The sequence below is a fragment of the Altererythrobacter sp. BO-6 genome (assembly GCF_011047315.1).
Lineage (GTDB): Bacteria > Pseudomonadota > Alphaproteobacteria > Sphingomonadales > Sphingomonadaceae > Erythrobacter.
On the sequence record NZ_CP049259.1, the window covers coordinates 2,796,291 to 2,819,239 of the forward strand.

Sequence of the window (22,949 nt, forward strand, 5' to 3'; positions counted from 1 at the left end):
GAGCGCACGGTCCTTGGCAGCGGCGGAGCTTCCCGCTAAAGCGCCGCCTCCGATGAAACCGACTGACACTCCCAAGACCTACAGGGTCAAAAGCTTCGGCTGCCAGATGAACGTCTATGATGGCGAGCGCATGGCCGAGTTGCTGGCTGCGCGCGGCATCACCCCCGCGCCTGAGGGCGAGGATGCGGATCTGGTGGTGCTCAACACCTGCCACATCCGCGAAAAGGCGGCGGAGAAGGTCTATTCGGACATCGGCCGGCTGGTGAAGGCGGGCGAGGAGCGCGGTCGCAAGCCGCTGATCGCGGTTGCGGGCTGCGTGGCGCAGGCCGAGGGCGAGGAGATCATGGCCCGTGCCCCGGCGGTTTCCATGGTGGTCGGCCCGCAGGCCTACCACCGCTTGGGCGACATGCTCGACAAGGCAGTGGCGGGCGAACGCGCGACCGATACCGACATGCCCGCGATCGCCAAGTTCGATTCGCTCCCGCAACGCAGGAAGATCGGCCCGGCGGCGTTCCTGACGGTGCAGGAAGGCTGCGACAAGTTCTGCACCTATTGCGTGGTGCCCTATACGCGCGGGGCGGAAATCTCACGCCCTTACAGCGATCTGGTGGGTGAAGCGCAGAAACTGGTCGAAGCCGGCGCGCGCGAGATCACCCTGCTGGGCCAGAACGTCAACGCCTGGTCGGGCGAGGATGAGAAGGGCCGCAAGCAGGGCCTTGCGGGCCTGATCCATGCGCTCGCCCGGATCGATGGGCTGGAGCGGATCCGCTATACGACCTCGCATCCCGCGGACATGGATGACGAACTGATCGCCGCGCATGGCGAAGTCGCCAAGTTGATGCCCTATCTCCACTTGCCGGTGCAAAGCGGCAATGACCGGGTGCTCAAGGCAATGAACCGCAGCCACACGGCGGAAAGCTATTTGCGGCTGCTAGAGCGGTTCAGGGCGGCGCGGCCCGATATTGCGCTGAGCGGCGATTTCATCGTCGGTTTCCCGGGCGAGACCGAGGCCGAATTCGAAGACACGCTCGCGCTGGTGGACGAGGTTAAATACGCGCAGGCCTACAGCTTCAAATACAGCCCGCGCCCCGGCACCCCCGCCGCCACGATGGACGGCCAGATCGCGCGCGAAGTGATGGACGATCGCCTGCAGCGCCTGCAAGCCGCGCTGGGCCGCGACCAGTTCGCCTTCAACATGGCGAGCGTGGGCAAGACGTGCGAAGTCCTCGTCGAACGCAAGGGCAAACATCCGGGGCAATGGCTCGGCAAGTCCCCATGGCTGCAAAGCGTCTGGTTCGAAGCCGATTGCGCCATCGGCGACCTGCTGACGGTGGAACTCGCCGAAGCCGGGCCGAACTCGCTTCGCGGGATCCCGCAGGTCCGCGCGCTCGCCTCAACTGGTTGACTTTTCTTCTGCCGCCAGCTCGATCAGCACGGGCTCTTCCGGCAATAGCTCTGTCCCGGTCGCATCAGTCATCTCGGCGGGTGCGACTGTTGGGTTCGACGGGTAAGCGGTTCCATCGAATTTCAGCAGCGCATTGCCCGACGCGCCGCCGCCTCCGCCGATCGCCACGGTCAGGTCCTTCCAGCCGTTGCTGCGCGTTTCCAGCACGCTGACCGGCGTGCGCGACACGCTGATCTCGCCCACCTTGCGCCACATCGGCCCGGCGCCGGTCAGTACCAGCGTGTTGCAGCCGCCCGAGCCGCAGAAATAGGGCGTGACCAGGTGGACGATCGCTTCGTCAGCGCCATCGCCGTCGAGATCGTGCCACGCCAGTGCATACTTCAACGGAGCCGCATCGGGATATTCCTGCAGCAGGAAATGGCGAATGTCCTCTTCCGCATTGGCAGGTGCGGGTGACACCACCTCCGTTGCGGTTTCGGTCACCGGCGCCTCTTCTTCCGGCCGCGAACAGGCGGAAAGGGCGAAGGCAATGGCCGAAGCGGCAAGCAGGCGGTGCATGCGATTCTCCCTCAAACGCGTGAGCGGGCGGGATGATGACGGGCTGCCCGGCCTGTTTCAAGTCCATTACTTTCCACCGTCACGTGCAGGGGGCTTGCTTGCTTCCCGCGCATTCCTCCCTAAATTTCGACTCAGCAACGCAGCTGGCGACACCGCCAACGGCTACAACGCCAAAGGAGCGCATGGCACGTAAACCCGCCCATCCTTCGCCCCGCGACACCGGCTCTACGGTTTCGCCATTCCCCTCTGCCAAGCCGCGCCGGGCGCGGATCGACATGAGTTTTGACGACCAGTCGCTGCTGGGCGCGCTGTTCGGGCAGTTCGATGCCAACCTGGTCCAGGTCGAAAACAGGCTGGGTGTGTTCATTTCGGCACGCGGCGAGAAACTGCAGATCGAAGGGCCGGAAGACAGCGTGGCCCGCGCCCGTGACACGATCCAGGCAATGTATGACCGGCTGGCAATGGGGCAGGATCTGGACGCGGGCGCGATCGAATCGCTGATCGCCATGTCGAACGAGCCGGTGCTGGAAGGGATCATCAACGGCGAGCTCGATGCGCCGCCGATCATGATCCGCACGCGCCGCAAGACGATCGTGCCGCGCAGCGCCAACCAGATCCCTTACATGCGCCAGCTGGCGAAGGATGACATCATCTTTGCGCTCGGCCCGGCGGGCACCGGCAAGACCTATCTCGCGGTGGCGCAGGCGGTGGCGCAGCTGATCAGCGGCAGCGTGCAGCGCCTGATCCTGAGCCGCCCGGCGGTGGAGGCGGGCGAACGGCTCGGCTTCCTGCCCGGCGACATGAAGGAGAAGGTCGATCCGTATCTCCGCCCGCTTTATGACGCGCTGTATGATTGCATGCCGCCCGAACAGGTCGAGCGGCGGCTGGCATCGGGCGAGATCGAGATCGCGCCGATCGCCTTCATGCGCGGACGCACGCTGGCGGATAGCTTCATCATCCTCGACGAAGCGCAGAACACCACCCGCGAACAGATGAAGATGTTCCTCACCCGGTTCGGCCAGAACAGCCGCATGGTGGTGTGCGGCGACCCCAGGCAGGTCGATATTCCCGGCGGCGACCGGATGAGCGGGCTGGCCGATGCGGTCACCCGGCTGGAAGGCGTCGAAGGGATCGCGGTGACACGCTTTACCGCGGCAGACGTGGTGCGCCACCCGATCGTGGGCCGGATCGTCGAAGCTTACGAGGGGAAAGCGGAGTAGGGGGGCGAAAGGTCGGCTAACGACCCAAGTGCGGACGTTAGTTGCCTTTTCTAAGAGCAAAGAGTGACGTCGAAAGTCCGGTTTCGGGGATCAGTTCGATTGCGTCAGATAAGAGCGCAGCATTCGCTTTAACTCCTGAGACATCACGTCAGGTGAAGCTGGAATCCCAATTTCGTCAACAAACCACCGGTGGGTCAGCGCGTCTGCAGCATCAATCATTATCGTGGCTTTGAGGTCTGTATTCTCAATGCTTCCTTCCATCAGCCCTTTTACCAGCTGGATTGTTTGATTTCGGATTCCATCTACCCGGGCGCGCTGAATTGATGAAAGCGGGACCTCTCCCGAAAGAGCCCTGTGCAGTTTTGGATCATCGCAATGAATGTCGACAAAGCCTCGAACCAATAACTTAACTACCTTTTCGAGCGGCAATTCATCAGGCGCGTTCGCTGCGACCTCTGCCAGTCGTGCTTCACCGCTGGAGAGATGTCGGTCGATGATCACATCGACGATTGCTTCCTTGTTCGGAAAATACTCGTAGACCGAGCCAATCGACACACCCGCGATTCTGGCGATCGCGTTGGTATTGAGAGCGTCCCATCCATCATTTGCCAAAATCCGAGTAGCAGCCTCGATAATGGCTTCGACTGTGTTCTTCGAACGCGCCTGTCTTGCCTGTCTAACAGCCTTTCTTGGTCTGGGTCGTGCCGATCTTGAAGCCATACGAAACCCGAGTTTCATAATCTGAGCAAATATTCAATAATCTGCTTATGCAGAAGTTCTCAGATTTACCCTCCTGGGCAAACTACCGTCGGGTTCTTTCCGACGAATTTGGCATCAGTCTTGAGTTTGATCCGGTCGAGCACGCTATTCCGGTCCGAGGACACCTAATGCGGATGGATGAGTGGCCCGCAAACGGCGTATGCAAGGGAACCGTCATTCTCGTTCATGGCGGCGGTGGGAACGGACGCATCCTTGCGCCTCTGGCCGAGCCCATAGCTGAACTTGGATGGCGCGTATTGGCGCCAGACCTACCCGGCTTTGGCCTCACAAAACCATCTGTAAGCTTCGATTGGGATTATGCGGAATGGCCCGCGGTCATTGCGGAGATCACCAATGCCCAGCAAGGTCCAGTCGTTCTGATGGGCCTCTCGATGGGCGGAATGACTGCGGTCTTCGCGGCCCAAAAGTGTGACAGGATACAGGGCGTCATAGCTACCACTTTGCTCGATCTTTCCGATGAGGACCATTTTGTTCGGGCCGCACGTTGGCCGTGGCTCGGTCGTCTAAGCTTGCTCGGTATGTCCCTGACTCCATGGTTATTCGACCGTGTTTGGTTACCGCTTTCTCTTGCGACGCCTCTTCGCGAAATGAGCAGCAACACGCCAATGCAGAGATACTTCTCAAGCGATCCCATGATCGGCAAAAGCTGGAAGCCCGCGAGATTTTTCAGAACGGTCCACGCGTATAAGCCGAGTTCAATCAGGCTCAATTGCCCGCTCTTGCTCGTTCATCCCGGCGCAGATTTCTGGACACCAACGGAACTGAGCCTCGAAGTCTTTGAGCGGATCGATGCGCCAAAGGCATTTGTCGAGCTAAGCAATGGTTCGCATTTGCCATTAGAGAAGCCGGCCTATGGTGAGCTTGCGGAACAGATTGGCCAATTCCTGATGGCAATAGCTCAAGACACAGCTACGGGGCAGCCATAACTCCGGAGCGAATGACTGCTTCCCATCCATATCCGGACATAGCCCCGCCGCGATCACACTCCTTTCCTACCATTGCCATCCGCGCTAGGTGGCCTGGATGAGCCAGCCCCTGCCACGCCTGCAATGTCCCGCCTTTCTCGCGCTCTCCGCACCAAGCGCTTTTTCTTCGATTGAACCGTGTTCCATGTGTTCCATCCGTGCACCACATGCGACGAGTCGAGTGATTTGATGCAGCTTGATATCGAGATCGAAAACTGGCCTGCTGGCAATTGGGAGGCGCTGGCCATGCGCGCAGCTGAAGCCTGCGCAGGCGCCGCCCCCGAACTCGCCAACGCGCGCCTTTCCGCCAGCCTGCTGTTCACTTCGGACGAGGAAGTCCATGTCCTCAACCGCGAATGGCGGGGGAAGGACAAGCCGACCAATGTGCTGAGCTTTCCGATGCTGACGCGCGAGGAATTGCTCGAACTCGCACCGGAGGGCCCGCCCGAAATGTTGGGCGATCTCGCGCTTGCCTATGAAACCTGCGCCCGCGAGGCAGCGGACAAATCCATCCCGCTCGAACACCATGCCGCGCACCTTATCGTCCACGGAATGCTCCATCTGGCGGGCCACGATCACGAGACCAGCGACGAAGATGCGGACAAGATGGAAGCACTCGAGATCGCAATACTTGCAAAAATGGGCATCGCGGACCCATATGGGGTGCACAACAGCCAAGAAGGAACCAGTTGAGGGCCATGCCCGATTCCCCAACCACCGCGGGAGACGCGGACAGTAGCGGCGGGCTGATGTCCGCCATTCGCAAGGTTCTCAAGATCGGTGACGGCGACCGCAGCCTGCGCGCGCAGCTGGAAGAAGCGATCGACGAGCACGAGGACGAGCAGGGTTCCGATACCGCGCCCGACGGCGCCAGCGGCGATCTTTCCCCGGTGGAGCGGCAGATGTTCCGCAATCTGCTCCATTTCAGTGAGCACGATGCCGACGATATCGCCGTGCCGCGCAGCGAGATCATCGCGGTCGAAGCCACGATCAGCTGGGACGAGATGGTCGCCGCCTTCAGCGAGCACGGCCATTCGCGCATGCCGGTCTATCGCGACACGCTCGACGATGTGATCGGCATGATCCACATCAAGGACGTGTTTCCCTATCTGGCGGAGCGGAAGGCACCGCCGCAGGACTGGACCACGCTGATGCGCCAGCCGCTCTATGTGCCGCAGGTGCGCGGCGCGCTCGACGTGCTGGCCGATATGCGTTCCCGGCGCACCCACCTGGCAATTGTGCTCGACGAGTTTTCCGGCACTGACGGCTTGATAACGATCGAGGATCTTGTCGAGGAAATCGTCGGCGATATCGAAGACGAGCATGATGACGCGCCCAAGGCGATGGTCGTGTCGATCGGCGAAGGCATGTGGGATGCCGATGCCCGCGCCGAGCTGGACGATGTGGCGGAGCTGGTCGGCGATCGGCGCCTGGCCGAGGTCGAGGAAGCGGTCGATACGCTGGGCGGGCTCGCCTATGTGCTGGCGGAGCAGGTGCCGCAGGTCGGCGCGGTGGTCGAGCACCCCAGCGGCTGGCGGATCGAAGTGACTGCGGGCGATGAAACCCATGTCACGCGGCTGCGCTTGCACGCCCCAATTGATGAGGAAACAACAACCGAGGAATAAAAATCGGGCCTGAGGTTCGATTTTTTGCATCTTTTCGGTGGCTCATGCGTATCTCTGGCAGGAGATGCGAAAGATGCCGAATCGAAGATTGCCCCCCTTGCGCGCGCTGGAGGCCTTCATGCGCACCGTGCGCCTGGGTTCCGCGCGTGCCGCCGCTGAAGAGATCGGGCTAAGCCCGTCCGCCCTGTCACGGCGGATCAGCAACCTTGAGGAATTCGTCGGCAAGAAGCTGTTCACCCGCGCGCGCCAGTCAATGCAGCTGACCGACGAGGGACAGGCATTTTACGAGGCAGTGAATCCGCATATGGAAGCGTTGGCACGGGCGGTCGAAAGCCAGTCCGACAATATTTCGCTCTTGCGGCTGCGGCTGGGCGTCTTGCCGCTGTTCGGCAGCCAGCGCCTGTTCCCCAAGTTGGGGGAGCTTCGCAAGCGGCATCCGCTGCTGCACATCGACATCGATACCGGCCCGCACCTTGAGGACCGGGTAGGGGATACGCTGGACGCCGCGATCATTTTGTCGCGCGGGCCGGAACGTGGCCTCCACGCAGTGCGGCTGGATCACAACATGGTCCATGCGATCTGCAGCAAGGAGGTGGCCGCGATGCTGGGCGAGGGCGTCGATGCCGACAGACTCGCCAAGCAGACCTTCCTGATCCACAACGAATTGCCGGCCAGTTTCGAGGCGTGGAAGCAGGCGCTGGGCCTGACCGATTTCGATCCGGCGGCGATCGACCACTACGATTCGGGCCAGCTTATGCTGGAGGCTGCGGCACAAGGGCTGGGCATCGCGATCATGCATGATGACCACTTGCGGCGCGCAGCGGACAATAGGTTGACCAATCTCTACGGTGTCGAGGTCGAAAGCCCGTATAGCTACTGGTTCGTGTGCAAGCCGACCGCGCTGGAATCCCGCCCGGTGCGGCTGTTCCATGACTGGCTGGTCAGCGCCGGGCTGTAACGCCCGCTATTCGATCGGCATCTCGCGTTCGGGCGCGCGGTAACGCACCGGATCGACCGAATATTCGAATTCGCGCAGCGGCTTGCCGAGCCGGTTGACCAGCGCCGCTTCGATTTCTTCGCGCGCCTTGAACGCAATCGCTTTGCGCCCATGGTGGTCTTCCGGGCTGAACGGCTCAAGGAAATGCAGTTCCAGCGGGAAGGAACCCTTGCGCGCCAGCACCCGCCGCGCGTTGTTGATGCCGCTCTCATTGCCGACCCAGCCGATCCATTCGGCGATCGCGCCATAATAGAGCATCACCGGCTGGACCAGCACATTGGCGGGCGGAGGTTCGAGCACCCGCAGCATGCTGGTCTTGAACGGCAGCAGCGATTGGCCGTCGGTGACGGTGCCTTCGGGGAAGACGGTGACCGACCAATTGTCGCTCAGTGCATCGCGCAGATCGTTGATTTGCGCCGCGACCCCCATGCGGTTCTCGCGCTTGACGAAAACCGTGCGATTGAGGCTGGCCAGCCAGCCCACAACAGGCGCATCGGCCAGCTCGGCCTTGGCGACAAAGGCCGTGCCGCTGGCGCCTGCCAGTGCCAATATGTCGAGCCAGGAAATGTGATTGGCGATGAAGAATACATCGCGTTTCAGCGGCGTGCCCACCACCTTGACCCGCGCTCCGGCGACCCAGGCGGCGAAGCGCAGGAAGTACATGGGGAAGGGCGAACCCCAGGCCAGCGTGCGGTAGAGATAGTGCAGCGGGACAAGCAGGATCAGCGCGAGAACCAGCAGCAATCCGCGAAAACTGAGGCGCGCCCATCCCATGGGGCTGATCGGGGTAATTTCGCCGCGGGCGGCAGCGGCGCGAAGCGCGGCCTCAGTCGTCACGCGAGAGCCGGACGCCATACAATTCCATCCGGTGGTCAACCAGGCGATAGCCAAGCCGCTCGGCAATCACGCGTTGCAGGGCTTCGAGTTCGGGATCGACGAATTCCACGACATTGCCGGTTTCGACGTCGATCAAATGGTCATGATGCGCTTCGGGTGCGGCTTCGTAACGGGCGCGGCCATCGCCGAAATCGTGGCGATCGAGGATCCCGGCTTCTTCGAACAAACGGACAGTGCGGTATACCGTCGCGATCGAAATGCCCGGATCGATCGCCGACGCGCGCTGATGCAGCAACTCGACATCGGGATGGTCTTCGCTTTCCGACAGGACGCGTGCGATCACGCGGCGCTGCTCGGTAATCCGCAGCCCCTTGTCGGCACACAATTGTTCAAGATCGATTCTCTGCGGCAAATAACACTCCGCTGTGATTGGTGAGCGCCAGTAACCCGATAACTTCTATCGGCACAAGGCGCTCACCTCAAGCGACTGAGCCGCAGTTATGCGGCTTTCTTGCGCCGTCCGCGCTTCTGCCCCGGGATCTTGCCCAGTCCGATCTGCTTGGCCAGCTTGCGCCGGGTTTCGGCATAGTCTGGGGCAACCAGCGGGTAATCCGGGCCTAGGTCCCAACGAGCGCGGTATTCGTCGGTGGTCAGGCCATGTTCGGTCGAAAGGTGACGCTTGAGCATCTTCATCTTCTTCCCGCAGTCGAGACAGACGATGTGATCCTTCTTGACCGATGAGCGCACTGACACGGCCGGATCCGGCCGCTGTTCCATCACCGGAGCGTTCCCGCCCAACGAAGAAAGCGCTGCAAAAACATTGCTGATCAGCGACGGGACGTCGTCAACCGCCACGGCATTGTTGCTGACATGCGCCGCGACAATATCGGACGTGAGAGTGATCAATGTCTCTTTCATATCCACTTCGGTCGTATCCATGAGTTCCTCACATTTTCATTTTTTGGTCACGGAGTCTTTCCCTCCGCCACGAAGACGCATGGACCCGAATTGCTGATTCTGCAACCTGACAAAGTGGATAAATTTACCTGAATCAGTAATACTTTTGTCTAGATTGGCAGCGCGTAAGTAATTGCATCCATCCTGCTGCCATCAGACAGCAAGTAATAGGCCTTGCGCCTGCCGATCGGGTCAAAGCCCACCTTGCGGTAGAGCTGCACCGCAGGATTGTTTTCGCGCATTTCCAGAAAGATGCTCTCTGCCCCTGCGCCGCGCGCATGCTCGCGCAGCAGCTCGATCAGGCGTTCGCCCAGGCCGGCGCGTCGGTATTGGGGGGCGACCGCTATCAGCAGCAGTTCGACTTCGCCGGGCGCATAGCGGGCCAGCAGAAACCCGGCAGCGATGTGATTGCAGGATGTTCCCGACTCGATCAGTTCGCCTGCCGGGTCGATCACGAATGCATGTGTATTGGCGAACATCAACGCATCGCCGACTTGCCGCCGGTTCCATGCCTCGCCCCAGGTCGGATCGAAGGCTCCCTCCATCACGGCCATGATGCGATCGACCTGATCGGTACGTGAAACGACCGGGCCGCTCATCCCGCCTGCTTTCCATCAGGCAGCTTGGCGTCGGGGCCGCGGCCGTAAATCGGGGTCAGCGCGGAAGTAAGGTGCTGATCGGAGAGCAGGTGCACCATGCGCGCATCGGGCAGAATCTCCAGCGCAACCGGTGCACAGCCCGATCGGTCCGCCAGTTCCCGGGCCCGGTTGCCGGCAATCAGGCTTGCGGTGCCTGCTGTGCTGGCAGCATCTGGCGTGAGCGATCGCGCTTCGCTTTGGGCTTCAACGCCGGGGCCAAAATCCTGCACAAACCATTCGCCATGGCCGCCATTCATGCAAACCGTAACGGCGGTTCCGGGATGCTTGTGCTGCGCCATGGCGGCAACCAGCGCCAGTGTGGGATAGCCCAGCACATCCGCCTTCCAGGCCAGGCCCAGCGCGCGGGTAGTCGCGATCCCGATCCGCACTCCGGTAAAGCTGCCAGGGCCGAGCGAGACAAGGATCCGCTCCGCGCGACCCTTCTCAGGCAATGCGGCAATCATCGGCACCAGTTGTTCGGCATGGCCACGGCCCAGCACGCGGTGGTCGCTGCCGACCAGTTCACCGCTTTCGAACAGCGCGATCGAACAGGCTTCGGTGGCGGTTTCTATCGCGAGCGTGCGCATGGCTTGCGCGATGCCTCAAGCCGCCGCGCGCTGCAAGTCAGACGATTGTGTTGAAGGTCCCGAATTCGGGCCGCGGGCTACGATCGAAGATGCTCTCCGGATCGCCATAACCGATCGAGCAAATGAAATTCGCCCGGTGGCGTGGCTCGTCGGCAAAAAAGGTGTCGTTGACCTTGGCCTGGTCGAAGCCCGACATCGGCCCGCAATCGAGCCCCAGCGCGCGCGCCGCCAGCATCAGATAGGCGCCTTGCAAGGATGAGTTGCGGAAGGCGCCTTCCTTGCGCCCTTCCTCGTCGCCTTCGAACCAGCTCTTGGCGTCGGTGTGCGGGAACAGCCAGGGCAGTTCCTCGTGGAAATCGATATCGTAGCCGATCACCGCGGTGACCGGTGCGGCCAGGATCTTAGCCTTGTTGCCTTCCATCGCGCAATCGGCGAGCGCCTGCTTCTGCGCATCCGACTTGACCCACACGATCCGCACCGGCTGCATGTTGGCCGATGTCGGCGCCATCTTCATCAGGTCCCAGATGGCGTGCAATTGTTCGTCGCTGACCGGTTTGTCGAGCCAGCCGTTATAGCTGCGCGCTTCGTTGAACAACTGGTCGAGTGCCGCGTCCGACAGGACTTGGTCGTGGAATTGCTTGATCATGGGTGTCCTTGAAAATTCGATTGAAATCAGGCTGCCCTGACTTCAACGACTTCGGGCACATAATGTTTCAGCAGGCCTTCGATGCCGTGCTTGAGCGTGGCGGTGCTTGATGGGCAGCCCGAACAGGCGCCCTGCAATGTAAGGTAGACGACGCCGTCCTTGAAACCGCGATAGGCGATGTCTCCGCCATCCCCGGCAACGGCCGGGCGCACGCGGCTTTCCAGCAGCTCGTGGATCTGGGCGACGATTTCTGCATCGGCCGGATCTTCCTCCACCATCAGCTCGTCACTCGCGTCAGCCGGCACGCTGATCCCCGACGCGTCGCCACCCGCAAACAGCGGGGCTTCGGACACGAAATGGTCGAGCAGGATCGCCACCACCTGCGGCTTCAGGTCAGTCCAGCTGGCGCCGGGCGCTGCAGTGACGCTGATGAAATCGGCCCCGAAAAACACGTTGGTCACTTCGCCAAGGTCGAAGATCGCCTGCGCCAGCGGGCTGGCCTCGGCTGCTTCAGGGGTGGCGAATTCGCGGGTTCCGCTGGCCATGACCTGCCGCCCGGGCAGGAATTTGAGGCTGGCGGGGTTGGGCGTGGTTTCGGTTTCTATGAACATGCTGTCCCATGTAGGTGCAGGCCATCCCGGCGGCAAGCCAGCAAAGCTTTGTCACCATTCACTATCCCTTCACCTCTTGCTTCCCTATATGGGTCGCATGACTGCGCCGTTCCGCGCCCTGAGCGCGCTCGCCCTGCTGATTGCACCCCTGGCCGCCCCGCTGTCGCTCGCCGCGCAGGAGGAGCCTGCCGCCGCTACGCAGCAGGTGCCAGCAACGCCGCCTGCGTCCTTGCAGACGGGGGACGAGGTGCCGTGGCTCTATCGTGGCAGCAATATCCCGGTTGATGACGAGTGGCTGTTCGGCGAGATGAAGAATGGCCTGCGCTATGCGGTGCGCCAGAACGGCGTGCCGCCGGGCCAGGTCTCGATCCGGGTGCGGATCGATGCCGGCTCGCTGCACGAGCGCGATGATGAACAGGGTTATGCCCACTTGCTGGAGCACTTGCTGTTCCGCGAAAGCAAATATCTGGGGCAGGGCGAGGCGATTCCCACTTGGCAGCGGCTGGGTGCGACATTGGGGCATGACACCAATGCCGAAACCAGCCCGACGCACACGGTCTATAATATCGACCTGCCCGGGATCACGCCTGCGGGGCTGGAGGAAAGCTTCAAGCTGCTTTCCGGCATGATCCGCGAACCGGTTCTGAACGATGCCAATGTGACGACCGAAGTGCCGATCGTGCTGGCGGAAATGCGCGAGCAAAGTGGCGCGGCACAGCGGGTCAGCGAAAAGACGCTCGGCACGCTTTTCGCCGGGCAGCGGCTGGCGACGCGGCGCCCGATCGGCACCGAGCCGAGCGCTGCGCGCGGCAAAGGGTGCGGGCGTAAAGGCGTTCCACGATCGCTGGTATCGCCCCGAAAATACCGTGATCGCGGTCGCGGGCGATGCCGATCCGCTGGTGTTCGCGCAGCTGGTCGAGCGCTATTTCGGCGACTGGCAGGGCAGGGGCCCCGCTGTCCCCGCGCCCGATTTTGGCGATCCGTTGCCACCGGCCGGGGCGAGCGGCGACAATCCGCTGGGTGAAGTGGCGGTGATCGTCGAACCCGATATGCCGCGCAACATGACCTATGCCGTGATGCGCCCGTGGCGCCAGGTCAACGACACCATCATCTATAACGAAGGGCTGATGCTCGATGCAGTAGCGCAGGCGATCATCAACCGGCGGCTGGAATCGCGCGCCCGAGGCGGCGGCAGTTTCCTTTATGCACAGGTCCAGCAGGATGACGTCTCGCGCTCGGCCGATGCCACTTTCGTCGGCTTTGCGCCGCTGGATGGCAAGTGGGAAGAGGCGCTGGCCGATGTTCGCGCAGTGATCGCCGATGCGCTCGCCAATCCCCCCAGCCAGGAGGAAATCGATCGTGAAGTCGCGCAGTTCGACACGGCCTTCGCCAGCGAGGTCGAGCAGCGCAGGGTTCTCGCGGGCAGCAAGCTGGCCGACAATCTCGTGCGCGCGGTCGACATCCGCGAAACCGTGGCGTCGCCCGAAGTCGCGCTTGGCGTGTTTCGCGGCATGCGGGCTCGCTTCAATCCCGGCGAAGTGTTCGAACATACCCGCAAGCTGTTCGAAGGTTCTGTCACCCGCGCGGTCTATGTCACGCCCGATGCGGCCGAGGCAGACCAGGCGCGGCTGCGGCTGGCGATGGCGCGCGACGTGGCGCCCGATGCCAGCGTGCGGCTGGCCAACCGGACCATTTCGTTTGACGAGCTGCCGCCCGTCGGCAAGCCTGGCACGATTGTGGAGCGCAAGCCGATCGGGTTGCTCGATATCGAGCAGGTGGAATTCGCCAATGGCGTCCGCGCGATCCTGTGGTCGAACGCCGACGAGCCAGGTCGCGTTTCGGTAAAGACACGTTTCGGGGCGGGCTATCGCGCATTCTCGGCTGCCGACGCGCCCTACCTTGCGCTTGGCGAATTAGCGCTGGTTTCCTCCGGTCTCGGCGAAATCGACGAGAACGACCTCGATGTGCTGGCAACCGGCCGCAAGATGGGCTTCGACTTCGCGATCGAAGATGCGGTGTTCACCTTCGCGGCGCAAACCCGCTCGGCCGATGTGGCTGACCAGCTCTACCTGTTCGCGGCAAAGCTGGGCATGCCCCGGTGGGATCCCAATCCGGTACTGCGCGCCAAGGCTGCAGTGGAAATCGGCCACGCGTCCTATTCCGCCAGTCCGGCCGGCGTGATCGAGCGCGATCTCGATTACCTGCTGCGCGATCCCGATCCTCGCTTTGCCACGCCCGATCCCGCGATGATGGCCAAGGTTACGCCGGAAGGTTTCCGCAAGGTGTGGGAGCCGCGGCTGGCAGAAGGCCCGGTGGAAGTGCTGGTGTTCGGCGAGTTCGACCGCGAGGCGGTGATTGAGACCCTGCGCCGCACCTTTGGCGCGTTGCCGCCGCGCACGCCGCTAAGCCCTGAAGTGGAGAGCCGCTCGCTTGGCTTCCCCGCGGCTCAGGCTGACGAGCCCAAGGTACTGACGCATCGCGGTGACGCCAACCAGGCAGCAGCAGTCATCGCCTGGCCAACCGGCGGGGGCGTCGCGCGCCTGCGCGAATCCCGCCAGCTGGAAATCCTTGTGGCCCTGTTCAACAATCGCCTGATGGACGCGCTGCGCGAACGGCTGGGGGCGAGCTATGCGCCGCAAGCCGTCTCGCAATGGCCCAGCGACATGCCGCAAGGCGGGATGATCCTGGCGCTGGCGCAGCTCAAGCCTGACGATGTGCCGGTGTTCTTCGCCGAAGCCGAACGGATCGCGCAGGATCTGGCCAGCAATCCGCCCAGCGATGACGAGATCACCCGGGCCACGCAGCCGCTGGCCCAGCTTTACAGCCGGGCGGCGACCAGCAACATGTTCTGGCTGATGCAGCTTGAAGGCGCGAGCACCGATCCGCAGCGGGTGGAGCTGGTGCGCACCCTGCTGGGCGATTATTCCAACACCACGCCTGAAATCATGCAAATCCTGGCGCGGCGCTATCTCGCGGCACGCCCGGGCTGGGAACTGGCGGTTCTGCCCGAAGGGCGCGAGCTTGCCAGCGCCGCCAATGACAATGATCCGCGCCCGGCGATGCAGCCTGCCGCGCCTGACATCATGGGGCGCTGACAAGCCAGGCTTGGGCAGGCGCGTGAAATTTTGTTATCATGCGCGGGCTTTGGACTTTGCATTTCTAAGGACGGGCGTGTAACCGCGCCTGCTCGTTTGACCGAATTGAGATTATGACTGTGGTGCAGAACTGGAAACCGGACGGCTGGAAGGCCCATGAGGCGCGGCATTTGCCGCATTATGAAGACGCGGCAGAGCTGGCCGCTGCCGAGACCACGCTGGCATCCTATCCGCCGCTGGTCTTCGCGGGTGAAGCGCGCGCGCTCAAGGCCGATCTGGCGCAGGTTGCGCAAGGTCACGGATTCCTGCTGCAAGGCGGCGATTGCGCTGAAAGCTTTGCCGAATTCCACCCCAACAATATCCGCGACACCTTTCGCGTGCTGCTGCAGATGGCGGTCGTAATGACCTTCGCCAGCAAGCGGCCGGTGGTCAAGGTGGGGCGCATGGCCGGCCAGTTCGCCAAGCCGCGGAGCTCGCCGACGGAGACGATCGGCGATGTGACCCTGCCAAGCTACCTTGGCGACAATATCAACGGCATCGAATTCGATCCGGTGGCGCGGCGCAACGATCCCGCGCGGATGGTGAAGGCCTATTCGCAGGCTGCAGCCACGCTCAACCTGCTGCGCGCGTTCGCGGGCGGGGGCTATGCCAATTTGCGCCAGGTTCACCAGTGGACGCTCGACTTTATGGGGCGCACCCCCTGGGCCGAGAAATTCGCGGAAACCGCCGACCGGATCGGTGAGGCGCTCGATTTCATGGAAGCCTGCGGCATCGATCCGGCCACTGTGCCGCAGCTCAAGGGCACCAGCTTCTACACCAGTCATGAAGCGTTGCTGCTCCCCTATGAGCAGGCCATGACGCGGCAGGATTCATTGACCGGTGACTGGTATGCCACCAGTGCGCATATGCTTTGGATCGGCGATCGCACCCGCTTCCCCGGCAGCGCGCATATCGAATTCGCGCGGGGCATCGGAAATCCGCTTGGCATGAAGTGCGGTCCGTCGCTGGAGCCCGATGCGCTCCTGTCGCTGCTCGACACACTCAATCCCGCACGTGAGCCTGGGCGGATCACGCTGATCAGCCGGTTCGGCCATGACAAGGTGGAAGATGGTCTGCCGCGGCTGGTGCGCGCGGTGCAGCGCGAAGGCCATCCGGTGGTGTGGAGCTGCGACCCGATGCACGGCAACGTCATCAAGTCCGACAGCGGTTACAAGACCCGCCCGTTCGACCGCATCCTGACCGAGGTGAAGGGCTTCTTCGCCGTTCACCGTGCTGAGGGCACGCATCCGGGCGGCATCCATATCGAGATGACCGGGCAGGACGTGACCGAATGCGTTGGCGGGGCAGTAGCGATCACCGACGCTGCGCTGGGCGATCGCTATCACACGCATTGCGATCCGCGCCTTAACGCGGCGCAGTCGCTCGAACTGGCCTTCCTGCTGGCAGAGATGCTCAACCAGCAAGTGGCGGAGCAGCAGGCGGCGGCGGCCTGAACGGGCCTGCCTTTCAATTGTAACCGCAATCGGGCATGCTCCGGACTATGGATCGGAAGCAACAGGAGAATTCCGTGCCCGAACCCAGTGTCCGCGCGGTCGATCAGCCTCCCGCATTGCTGGCGGAGCGATTTCACGCGACCCGCGCCTTGAGCGAGGCGCTGGTTGCACCGCTCAGCGATGCAGATGCCACCGTGCAGTCGATGGAAGATGCCTCGCCGGCCAAGTGGCACCTGGCGCATACCACCTGGTTCTGGGAAACCTTTCTGCTGCGCGATCATCTGCCCGGCTATCGCCTGCATGACGAGCGCTGGCCCTTCCTGTTCAATTCCTATTACGAGGCAGAGGGCGCACGTATCGCGCGCTTTTCGCGGGGCCTGCTGTCGCGGCCATCGCTGGCAGAGGTGCTGGGCTGGCGTGCGCATGTGACCGAGGCGATGGCGGCGCTGCTCGATCGCGAGGAATTGCAGCCGCTGATCGAATTGGGCATCGCGCATGAGCAGCAACACCAGGAATTGTTGCTGACCGATATCAAGCACGCGCTGTTCCAGAACCCGCTCGGCCCGGCAATGTGGGACGGATCGCCGGATGGTGCAGCTGCGCAGCCGGACGAGTGGATCGAGCATCCAGGCGGTATCGCGCTGATCGGGCACGACGGCGCGGGCTTCGGCTTCGACAACGAAGGGCCGCAGCATCGTGTGTTGCTGGAACCCTACGCGCTGTCCGGGCGGCTGGTCACCAATCGCGAATGGAGCCAATTCATCGCGGACGGCGGCTATGCCAATCCTGCGCTGTGGCTGTCGGATGGCTGGGCATGGGTCCAGCGTGAGGGCATTGGCGCGCCGCTCTATTGGCATGAGGACGAGCATTTCACCCTGCAAGGCTGGCAGCTGCGCGACCCGGACGCCCCGGTAACGCATATCTCCTATTACGAGGCGGATGCCTTTGCCAGCTGGGCCGGGTGCCGCCTGCCGACCGAATTCGAGTGGGAAGCGATCGGGCAGAGCGCCGATCCCGCGGCGGGCAACCAGCTTGATCAGGCTGGTCCGGTGCAGCCATCGGGCAGTGACAGCCTGTTCGGCGATGGCTGGCAGTGGACCCGCTCGGCCTATCTGCCCTATCCGCGTTTCAAACCGGCCGCGGGCGCCGTGGGCGAGTACAATGGCAAGTTCATGAACGGCCAGTTCGTGCTCAAGGGCGCGAGCTGCGCCACGGTGCGGGGCCATTCGCGGGCGTCCTATCGCAATTTCTTCTATCCGCATCAGCGCTGGCAATTCACCGGATTGCGGTTGGCGAGGGACATCCCATGAGCACAGGCAAGGGACTGGCGTTGGTCAATCTCGACGAGAGCGGTGTCGACCGCGATTTCCGCGCGGACGTCCTGCAGGGCCTCAGCGAAGCGCAAAAGGCGATACCTGCGCGCTGGTTCTATGACTATGCCGGATCGCGCCTGTTCGAAGACATCACCCGCCTGCCCGAATACTATCCCACGCGCGCCGAAACTGAGATCCTCGCTTCGCGCGGCGCCGAATTCGCGCAGCTGATCGGGCCGGGCCGGGCGGTGGTCGAATTCGGCTCGGGCAGCTCGGTCAAGACCCCGCTGCTGCTGTCAGCGATCGAACCTTCCGCTTACGTCCCGCTCGACATTGCCGGGGATTTTCTGCGCGCATCTGCCGCTGAGCTGTCCGCCAAGTTTCCCGGCCTGCCGGTCTACCCGGTCGAAGCGGATTTCATGCGGCGGGTGGAACTGCCTCAGGAAGTCGGCGATCTGCCCAAGCTGGGGTTCTTCCCGGGATCGACCATCGGCAACATGGTCGCGCGCACCGCGGTCGACCTGTTGCGCACCATGCGCCAGACGCTGGGCGAGGGCTCCAAGCTGCTGATCGGGATGGATCTGATCAAGGATCCGGAAATCCTGATCGCGGCCTATGACGATCCGGCGGGCGTGACGGCGGCATTCAACCTCAACCTGGCGCGGCGGATCAACCGCGAGCTCGATGGCGACATCCCGCTCGATGCGCTGCGCCACGAAGCGCGCTGGAACGACGATTATGCGCGGATCGAGATGCATCTGGTCGCGACGAGCGACATCGCCTTCACCGTTTCCGGCCGGCAATTCCGCATGCTTGAGGGCGAGAGCATCCACACCGAAAACAGCCACAAGTTCAACCGCCGCACCGGCAATATGCTGCTGCTGGCGGGCGGCTGGACCCCGGTGCAGCGCTGGCTCGACGATAAAGCGCGTTTCTCGCTGATCCTGGCGGATGCGACCATTCCGCGTAGCGCGCCGTAATGGACCATTCCGCTAGCGCTTCGTATATCTGCTGAATGACGATCGAGAGCATCTGGAATTATCTGGCGACAACGCTTTCGGCGGTGCCCCGCTCTGGCCTGCTGTTGCTGGTGGTCGCGGCTATCGCGTTCAGCATGGTCGGCTCGCTGATGGTGCGGCGCCAGCTGCCACTGGGCCAGCTGGTGCGGCGTGGCAGCACTGTCGTTCTCGCAGGCGTGCTGTTGCTGGTGGTGCTTCAGCTGTCGCGCTTCGATTCGCGGCTGGAAGTGGCGGTGCCGCAGATCGGCCTGCCGGAACAGGTCGTCGAAGGCGGCGAAACGCGCATTCCCATGGCGCCGGACGGGCATTTCTGGCTGCGCGCCGAATTGAACGGCGTTCAGGCCAATTTCCTCGTGGACACCGGCGCCACGCTGACTGCGGTGTCGCAAGGGCTGGCGGATCGCGCCGCGCTGGAGCCGCGCCGCGGCGGCCTGCCCGTCACGATCAACACCGCCAACGGCCCGGTCGGCGCGCAACTGGCGACGGTCAGCGAAATCCGCTTCGGCAATGTCGTCGCGCGCGGGCTCGACGTGGTAATCGCGCCGACGCTGGGGGAAACCAACGTCATCGGCATGAACCTGCTCTCGCGGCTCGCCTCTTGGCGGGTCGAACAGAACACGATGATCCTGGTGCCGAACGATCTCCAGCCCGAACCGCAGTGGTAGCCCGCGCCGCCGTTCGCCCACGATTTGGCTAGTGGACCCTCGCTCCCCACCGACCTAGCCCTTGAAAAACCAGATCAGGGAGCGTGGCGATGAAGGAACTGTTCGACCTTACCGGCAAGGTGGCCGTCGTGACCGGCGCCGGACGGGGCATTGGCGAAGGGATCGCCACCCTGCTGGCCGATGCCGGTGCTGACGTGGTGTGCGCGGCCCGCTCGCTCGACCAGATCGAACACACGGCCCATGTCATCAACTCCAGCAACTTTGGCGGCCGCGCGGTGGCGCAGCGCACCGATGTTTCGAGCGAAGTCGACATGGAGGCGCTCGCCCAGCGCGCGGTCGATGAATTCGGGCGGCTCGATATCTGGGTCAACAATGCCGGTGGTTCGCTGGTATCCGCGCCCTTGACCGAGCTCGATCCGGCGGAATGGGACAAGACGCTGGCGGTCAACCTCACTTCGGTGTTCTGGGGCGTGCGCGCGGCGGCCAAGCACATGAAGGATGGCGGCAGCATCGTGAACACCTCGTCCATGGCCGGCCGTGATCCGTTCCCGGGCAGCGGGCATTACAGCGCGGCCAAAGCCGGGGTGAACATGCTGACGAAGACGCTGGCGCTGGAGCTTGGCCCGAAGAAGATCCGCGTCAACGCGATCCTGCCCGGCTTCGTGCCGACCGATACGGTGAAAAAGGCGCTCAACATGCGCGACGAGGATTTCGGGCCGCTGCTGGAGCAGCTCAACCTGCCCGCCGGACGGCTGGGCACGCCGCAGGATATCGCCGCCTGCGTGCTCTACCTGGTCGGCAATTCGGGCGAATGGGTGACCGGGCAATGCCTGGTGGTGGCGGGGACGGTTTGATTTGCGCTCACCCATCCGGGTGAGCGTCCTCGGTGCTGCTTCGAACCCTGCGGGCTCGAGCACCTGCGGGGCGGCCGCGTGGCCTTGCGACACCTGCGGTGTCGAGCCAGAGCCCGTCCGTTAGCCTGTCGCGAGGTTCGGTCGCGCAGCGACCGCAAGCGCGACCGCGCGCCCGGACCGGCCCCATAGCGGAGCAACGCGAAGCGGAGGGATTAGCCGGGAGGACGAACCGGCGAAGGCCGGTTCACGAGACAAGAATGGCTGGGGTGGCAGGATTCGAACCTGCGCATGGCGGTACCAAAAACCGCTGCCTTACCGCTTGGCTACACCCCAGCAGGCCCGCGCCGGTGGCGGGGCGCTCCCTATAGCGGCTCCGTTCGCAATGTGAAGAGGCTTCACGCGGGGTTTGTGCGCCTTAGTGCAAGTTCGCCTTCGATTTGCGCCAGCACTTTGCGATCGATGCGATAAAACAGCATCGCAACCCCGCCGGGAACCAGCATCGCGGCGGGAATAATGGCGAAAGCGAGGTTAATGCCCAGCTTGGCGGCCTCGCTTTGCTCGGCACCTGGGGCAAAGCCGGTCAGGCCCATGATAAAGCCGGGGAGGGCCAAGCCAAAAGCCACGCCGGCCTTCACCGCAAAGATCGAAGCCGAAACGACGAGCCCCGTCATCAGCTTGTTGGCGCGCCAGTCGACGAATTCGGCGATGTCGGTGAACATGGCATAGGCCAGCACCATCAGCATGCCGAAGCCGATGCCGACGAAATACTGGATGAAGGTCTGCGGCCACATCGCATCGAGCGGCAGCCAGTAGAACAGCATGATCGCACTCGCTTTGAGCAGGCCTGCCGCGATCACCAGGTGCGATTTCTCAAAGCGGCGTTGCAGGAAATTGGCAATGATCACGCCCGATACCTGGCCGATTGCCAGTGCCGTGAGGAACAGGGCGGGGCGGTCAAGGAAACCCAGCACCGGGGCGCCGTCATCACCCGCGACATATTCGAAAAAGAACAGCGAACTCGCCTGCCTTGCCGCGATTGCCGTAACGCCCAGGATGGCGGCGATCGCCACGGCGATCCACGATCCGGTCCGCAGCAGCTCCATCACGTCTCCGCCGATCGAGCCGTTTTCCTGAATCGGTGCAATCCGCTCTTTCGTCGTGGCGAAAGTGGCGATCAGGCACATGGTCGAAAGGCCGGCGATGCAGGCCATGGTCAGCATGATGCCGCGCGCTTCGTCGCCCTGGCCAAATTCGCGCACCAGCGTGGTTCCCAGCACCCCGATCAGGATCCCTGCGAGGGCCGCGAAGAACATGCGATAGGCCGTAACGCTGCCGCGCTGTGCGGCGCTGGGCGATATGACCCCCAGCAATCCGCCATAGGGCACATTGACTGCGGTATAGACCAGCATGGCGAGGGTGTAGGTGACATAGGCCCACACCAGTTTTCCGCTCTGGCCAAGGTCGGGCACGGCGAACACCAGCACTCCGAACAGGCCAAACGGGACTGCACCGAACAGCAGGTAGGGCCGGTATCGCCCCCAGCGCGTGCGCGTGCGATCAGCGATCAGCCCCATCATCGGGTCGGTCACCGCATCGACCAGCTTGGTCAGCAGCAGCATCAGCCCGATCGCAGCGGGCGCCACGCCGTTCAGGTCGACGAAGAAATAGAACAGGAAAACGCCGAAGAAATTGAGGTAGAGGCCGGAGGCAAGGTCACCCACGCCATAGCCCAGCTTTTCCTTCAACCTGATGCGTTCGGGCGCGTTGGTGGCCAATCATGTCTCCTGTGCCGGACCTTCGGCCTCTAACGCATATCCCGGATCAAATATCCTTGCCTTCAAAATCGGCAGCGGAGTGCCGTTCGCGCAGCTGCTGATTCACCTCACCCCAGGTCTTGTTGACGATCCGCCCGCGCCGCACCGCCGGGCGCGCGGCGATCTCCTTCACCCAGCGGCCGACGTGCTGATACTCGTCGATCGAGAGGAAGGTCTTGGCGTCGTTATAGATCTGGCCGGTGGTGAAGGGGGCAAGCCAGGGGAAATTGGCCATGTCGGCGATGGTGTATTCGTCGCCCGCCAGGAAGCGGCTTTCAGCCAGGCGCTTGTCCGCAACGTCGAAGATGCGCTTGGTCTCCATGGCATAGCGGTTGATCGGATATTCCCACTTTTCGGGCGCATAAGCGTAGAAATGGCCGAAGCCGCCGCCAATGAAGGGGCCGGTGCCGACCTGCCAGAACAGCCAGCTCATCACTTCCGCACGGGCCGTCGGGTCGGTCGGCAGGAATTCGCCGAATTTTTCCGCCAGATGGACCAGGATCGCGCCGGATTCGAAGATGCGGAACGGGGTCGCGCCGCTGCGGTCTTCCAGCGCGGGGATCTTCGAATTGGGGTTGAGTGCCACGAAGCCGCTGCCGAACTGCTGGCCTTCGCCGATATTGATCGTCCAGGCGTCGTACTCCGCACCGGTGTGGCCCAGCTCCAGCAATTCCTCGAGCATGATGGTGACCTTCACCCCGTTGGGCGTGGCGAGCGAATAGAGCTGGAAGGGATTGTCACCGACCGGAAGCTCCTTTTCCTCGCGCGCGCCGGCGGTTGGCCGGTTGATGCTGGCGAAGCGGCCACCCGACTCCTTGTCGTAAGTCCAGACCTGGGGCGGGGTGTAGGTGTCGGCCATTGCGGGGTTCC

23 protein-coding genes, 1 tRNA gene and 1 pseudogene are annotated in these 22,949 nt (G+C 63.0%); 13 read left to right on the forward strand and 12 right to left on the reverse strand.

The window, feature by feature from the left end; genetic code table 11:
* Positions 1-52: 52 nt before the first annotated feature.
* A complete protein-coding gene (gene miaB / locus G6N82_RS13640) occupies positions 53-1,405 on the forward strand; it encodes a tRNA (N6-isopentenyl adenosine(37)-C2)-methylthiotransferase MiaB (protein ID WP_165197317.1) in 1,353 nt (450 codons plus the stop codon).
* Here miaB and G6N82_RS13645 read toward each other — a convergent pair.
* Positions 1,394-1,963 (reverse strand): hypothetical protein, encoded by a 570-nt coding sequence (locus tag G6N82_RS13645; RefSeq protein WP_165197319.1) that lies wholly within the window; start codon positions 1,961-1,963, stop codon positions 1,394-1,396. The genes miaB and G6N82_RS13645 overlap by 12 nt on opposite strands.
* Positions 1,964-2,238: 275 nt before the next feature.
* Here G6N82_RS13645 and G6N82_RS13650 point away from each other — a divergent pair, with 275 nt between their 5' ends.
* The gene (locus G6N82_RS13650; protein ID WP_241255272.1) at positions 2,239-3,183 is read left to right on the forward strand and encodes a PhoH family protein; all 945 of its coding nucleotides are present in this window, start codon (positions 2,239-2,241) and stop codon (positions 3,181-3,183) included.
* Positions 3,184-3,273: 90 nt separating this feature from the next.
* On the opposite strand, the gene G6N82_RS13655 is transcribed toward G6N82_RS13650, so the two are convergent.
* Positions 3,274-3,921, reverse strand: coding sequence for a TetR/AcrR family transcriptional regulator (locus tag G6N82_RS13655; RefSeq protein ID WP_165197323.1), 648 nt, complete (start codon positions 3,919-3,921; stop codon positions 3,274-3,276).
* 29 nt (positions 3,922-3,950) lie between these two features.
* On the opposite strand from G6N82_RS13655, the gene G6N82_RS13660 reads away from it, so the two are divergent.
* The 4 genes from G6N82_RS13660 to G6N82_RS13675 all read left to right on the forward strand — a co-directional run bounded on the left by G6N82_RS13660 (position 3,951) and on the right by G6N82_RS13675 (position 7,511).
* Positions 3,951-4,889 carry an alpha/beta hydrolase gene (locus G6N82_RS13660; protein ID WP_165197325.1) on the forward strand — a complete coding sequence of 313 codons (939 nt, stop codon included), beginning with the start codon at positions 3,951-3,953 and terminating at the stop codon, positions 4,887-4,889.
* A 228-nt stretch (positions 4,890-5,117) separates the two neighbouring features.
* Positions 5,118-5,621 carry an rRNA maturation RNase YbeY gene (gene ybeY, locus G6N82_RS13665; protein ID WP_165197334.1) on the forward strand — a complete coding sequence of 168 codons (504 nt, stop codon included), beginning with the start codon at positions 5,118-5,120 and terminating at the stop codon, positions 5,619-5,621.
* Between the two features lie 5 nt (positions 5,622-5,626).
* The gene (locus G6N82_RS13670) at positions 5,627-6,553 is read left to right on the forward strand and encodes a hemolysin family protein (RefSeq protein ID WP_241255114.1); all 927 of its coding nucleotides are present in this window, start codon (positions 5,627-5,629) and stop codon (positions 6,551-6,553) included.
* 73 nt (positions 6,554-6,626) lie between these two features.
* On the forward strand, positions 6,627-7,511 hold the full coding sequence (locus tag G6N82_RS13675; protein ID WP_165197336.1) for a LysR substrate-binding domain-containing protein: 885 nt from the start codon (positions 6,627-6,629) through the stop codon (positions 7,509-7,511).
* A 6-nt stretch (positions 7,512-7,517) separates the two neighbouring features.
* On the opposite strand, the gene G6N82_RS13680 is transcribed toward G6N82_RS13675, so the two are convergent.
* From G6N82_RS13680 to G6N82_RS13710, 7 genes are all read right to left on the reverse strand, one after another.
* Entirely contained in the window at positions 7,518-8,405 is an 888-nt protein-coding gene (locus G6N82_RS13680; protein WP_165197338.1) for a lysophospholipid acyltransferase family protein, read from the reverse strand.
* Positions 8,377-8,799 carry a Fur family transcriptional regulator gene (locus G6N82_RS13685; protein ID WP_165197340.1) on the reverse strand — a complete coding sequence of 141 codons (423 nt, stop codon included), beginning with the start codon at positions 8,797-8,799 and terminating at the stop codon, positions 8,377-8,379. The genes G6N82_RS13680 and G6N82_RS13685 overlap by 29 nt, the downstream gene beginning before the upstream one ends.
* An 86-nt stretch (positions 8,800-8,885) precedes the next feature.
* Positions 8,886-9,326, reverse strand: a complete 441-nt coding sequence (locus G6N82_RS13690; protein ID WP_165197342.1) for a MucR family transcriptional regulator — start codon at positions 9,324-9,326, stop codon at positions 8,886-8,888.
* Positions 9,327-9,454: 128 nt separating this feature from the next.
* A complete protein-coding gene (locus tag G6N82_RS13695) occupies positions 9,455-9,943 on the reverse strand; it encodes a GNAT family N-acetyltransferase (RefSeq protein ID WP_241255116.1) in 489 nt (162 codons plus the stop codon).
* Positions 9,940-10,569 carry a tRNA (adenosine(37)-N6)-threonylcarbamoyltransferase complex dimerization subunit type 1 TsaB gene (gene tsaB / locus G6N82_RS13700; protein WP_165197352.1) on the reverse strand — a complete coding sequence of 210 codons (630 nt, stop codon included), beginning with the start codon at positions 10,567-10,569 and terminating at the stop codon, positions 9,940-9,942. The genes G6N82_RS13695 and tsaB overlap by 4 nt, the downstream gene beginning before the upstream one ends.
* Before the next feature lie 37 nt (positions 10,570-10,606).
* Positions 10,607-11,215 carry a malonic semialdehyde reductase gene (locus G6N82_RS13705; RefSeq protein ID WP_165197354.1) on the reverse strand — a complete coding sequence of 203 codons (609 nt, stop codon included), beginning with the start codon at positions 11,213-11,215 and terminating at the stop codon, positions 10,607-10,609.
* Positions 11,216-11,241: 26 nt separating this feature from the next.
* Entirely contained in the window at positions 11,242-11,826 is a 585-nt protein-coding gene (locus G6N82_RS13710) for a NifU family protein (protein ID WP_165197356.1), read from the reverse strand.
* A 307-nt stretch (positions 11,827-12,133) separates the two neighbouring features.
* Between G6N82_RS13710 and G6N82_RS15330 the strand changes: the two are divergent.
* The 7 genes and pseudogenes from G6N82_RS15330 to G6N82_RS13740 form a co-directional block, all read left to right on the forward strand.
* Positions 12,134-12,523 (forward strand): annotated as a pseudogene (locus G6N82_RS15330) (insulinase family protein); the annotation flags it as partial.
* Between the two features lie 169 nt (positions 12,524-12,692).
* Complete coding sequence (locus tag G6N82_RS13715) at positions 12,693-14,921, forward strand: insulinase family protein (protein WP_346773738.1); 2,229 nt, start codon at positions 12,693-12,695, stop codon at positions 14,919-14,921.
* Between the two features lie 119 nt (positions 14,922-15,040).
* Positions 15,041-16,414 carry a 3-deoxy-7-phosphoheptulonate synthase class II gene (locus tag G6N82_RS13720; protein WP_165198281.1) on the forward strand — a complete coding sequence of 458 codons (1,374 nt, stop codon included), beginning with the start codon at positions 15,041-15,043 and terminating at the stop codon, positions 16,412-16,414.
* 116 nt (positions 16,415-16,530) lie between these two features.
* Positions 16,531-17,724 (forward strand): ergothioneine biosynthesis protein EgtB, encoded by a 1,194-nt coding sequence (gene egtB / locus G6N82_RS13725; protein ID WP_241255273.1) that lies wholly within the window; start codon positions 16,531-16,533, stop codon positions 17,722-17,724.
* Positions 17,721-18,707 (forward strand): L-histidine N(alpha)-methyltransferase, encoded by a 987-nt coding sequence (gene egtD / locus G6N82_RS13730; RefSeq protein WP_165197360.1) that lies wholly within the window; start codon positions 17,721-17,723, stop codon positions 18,705-18,707. Before egtB ends, egtD begins: the two co-directional genes overlap by 4 nt.
* Before the next feature lie 35 nt (positions 18,708-18,742).
* The gene (locus G6N82_RS13735; protein WP_165197362.1) at positions 18,743-19,411 is read left to right on the forward strand and encodes a TIGR02281 family clan AA aspartic protease; all 669 of its coding nucleotides are present in this window, start codon (positions 18,743-18,745) and stop codon (positions 19,409-19,411) included.
* Between the two features lie 89 nt (positions 19,412-19,500).
* Positions 19,501-20,265, forward strand: coding sequence for an SDR family oxidoreductase (locus G6N82_RS13740; RefSeq protein WP_165197364.1), 765 nt, complete (start codon positions 19,501-19,503; stop codon positions 20,263-20,265).
* Positions 20,266-20,523: 258 nt separating this feature from the next.
* Here G6N82_RS13740 and G6N82_RS13745 read toward each other — a convergent pair.
* The 3 genes from G6N82_RS13745 to yghU form a co-directional block, all read right to left on the reverse strand.
* Positions 20,524-20,598: transfer RNA gene (locus G6N82_RS13745), tRNA-Gln, on the reverse strand.
* 62 nt (positions 20,599-20,660) lie between these two features.
* A complete protein-coding gene (locus G6N82_RS13750) occupies positions 20,661-22,040 on the reverse strand; it encodes a glycoside-pentoside-hexuronide (GPH):cation symporter (protein ID WP_165197366.1) in 1,380 nt (459 codons plus the stop codon).
* 46 nt (positions 22,041-22,086) lie between these two features.
* Positions 22,087-22,938 carry a glutathione-dependent disulfide-bond oxidoreductase gene (gene yghU, locus G6N82_RS13755; RefSeq protein WP_165197368.1) on the reverse strand — a complete coding sequence of 284 codons (852 nt, stop codon included), beginning with the start codon at positions 22,936-22,938 and terminating at the stop codon, positions 22,087-22,089.
* Between the last annotated feature and the right edge of the window lie 11 nt (positions 22,939-22,949).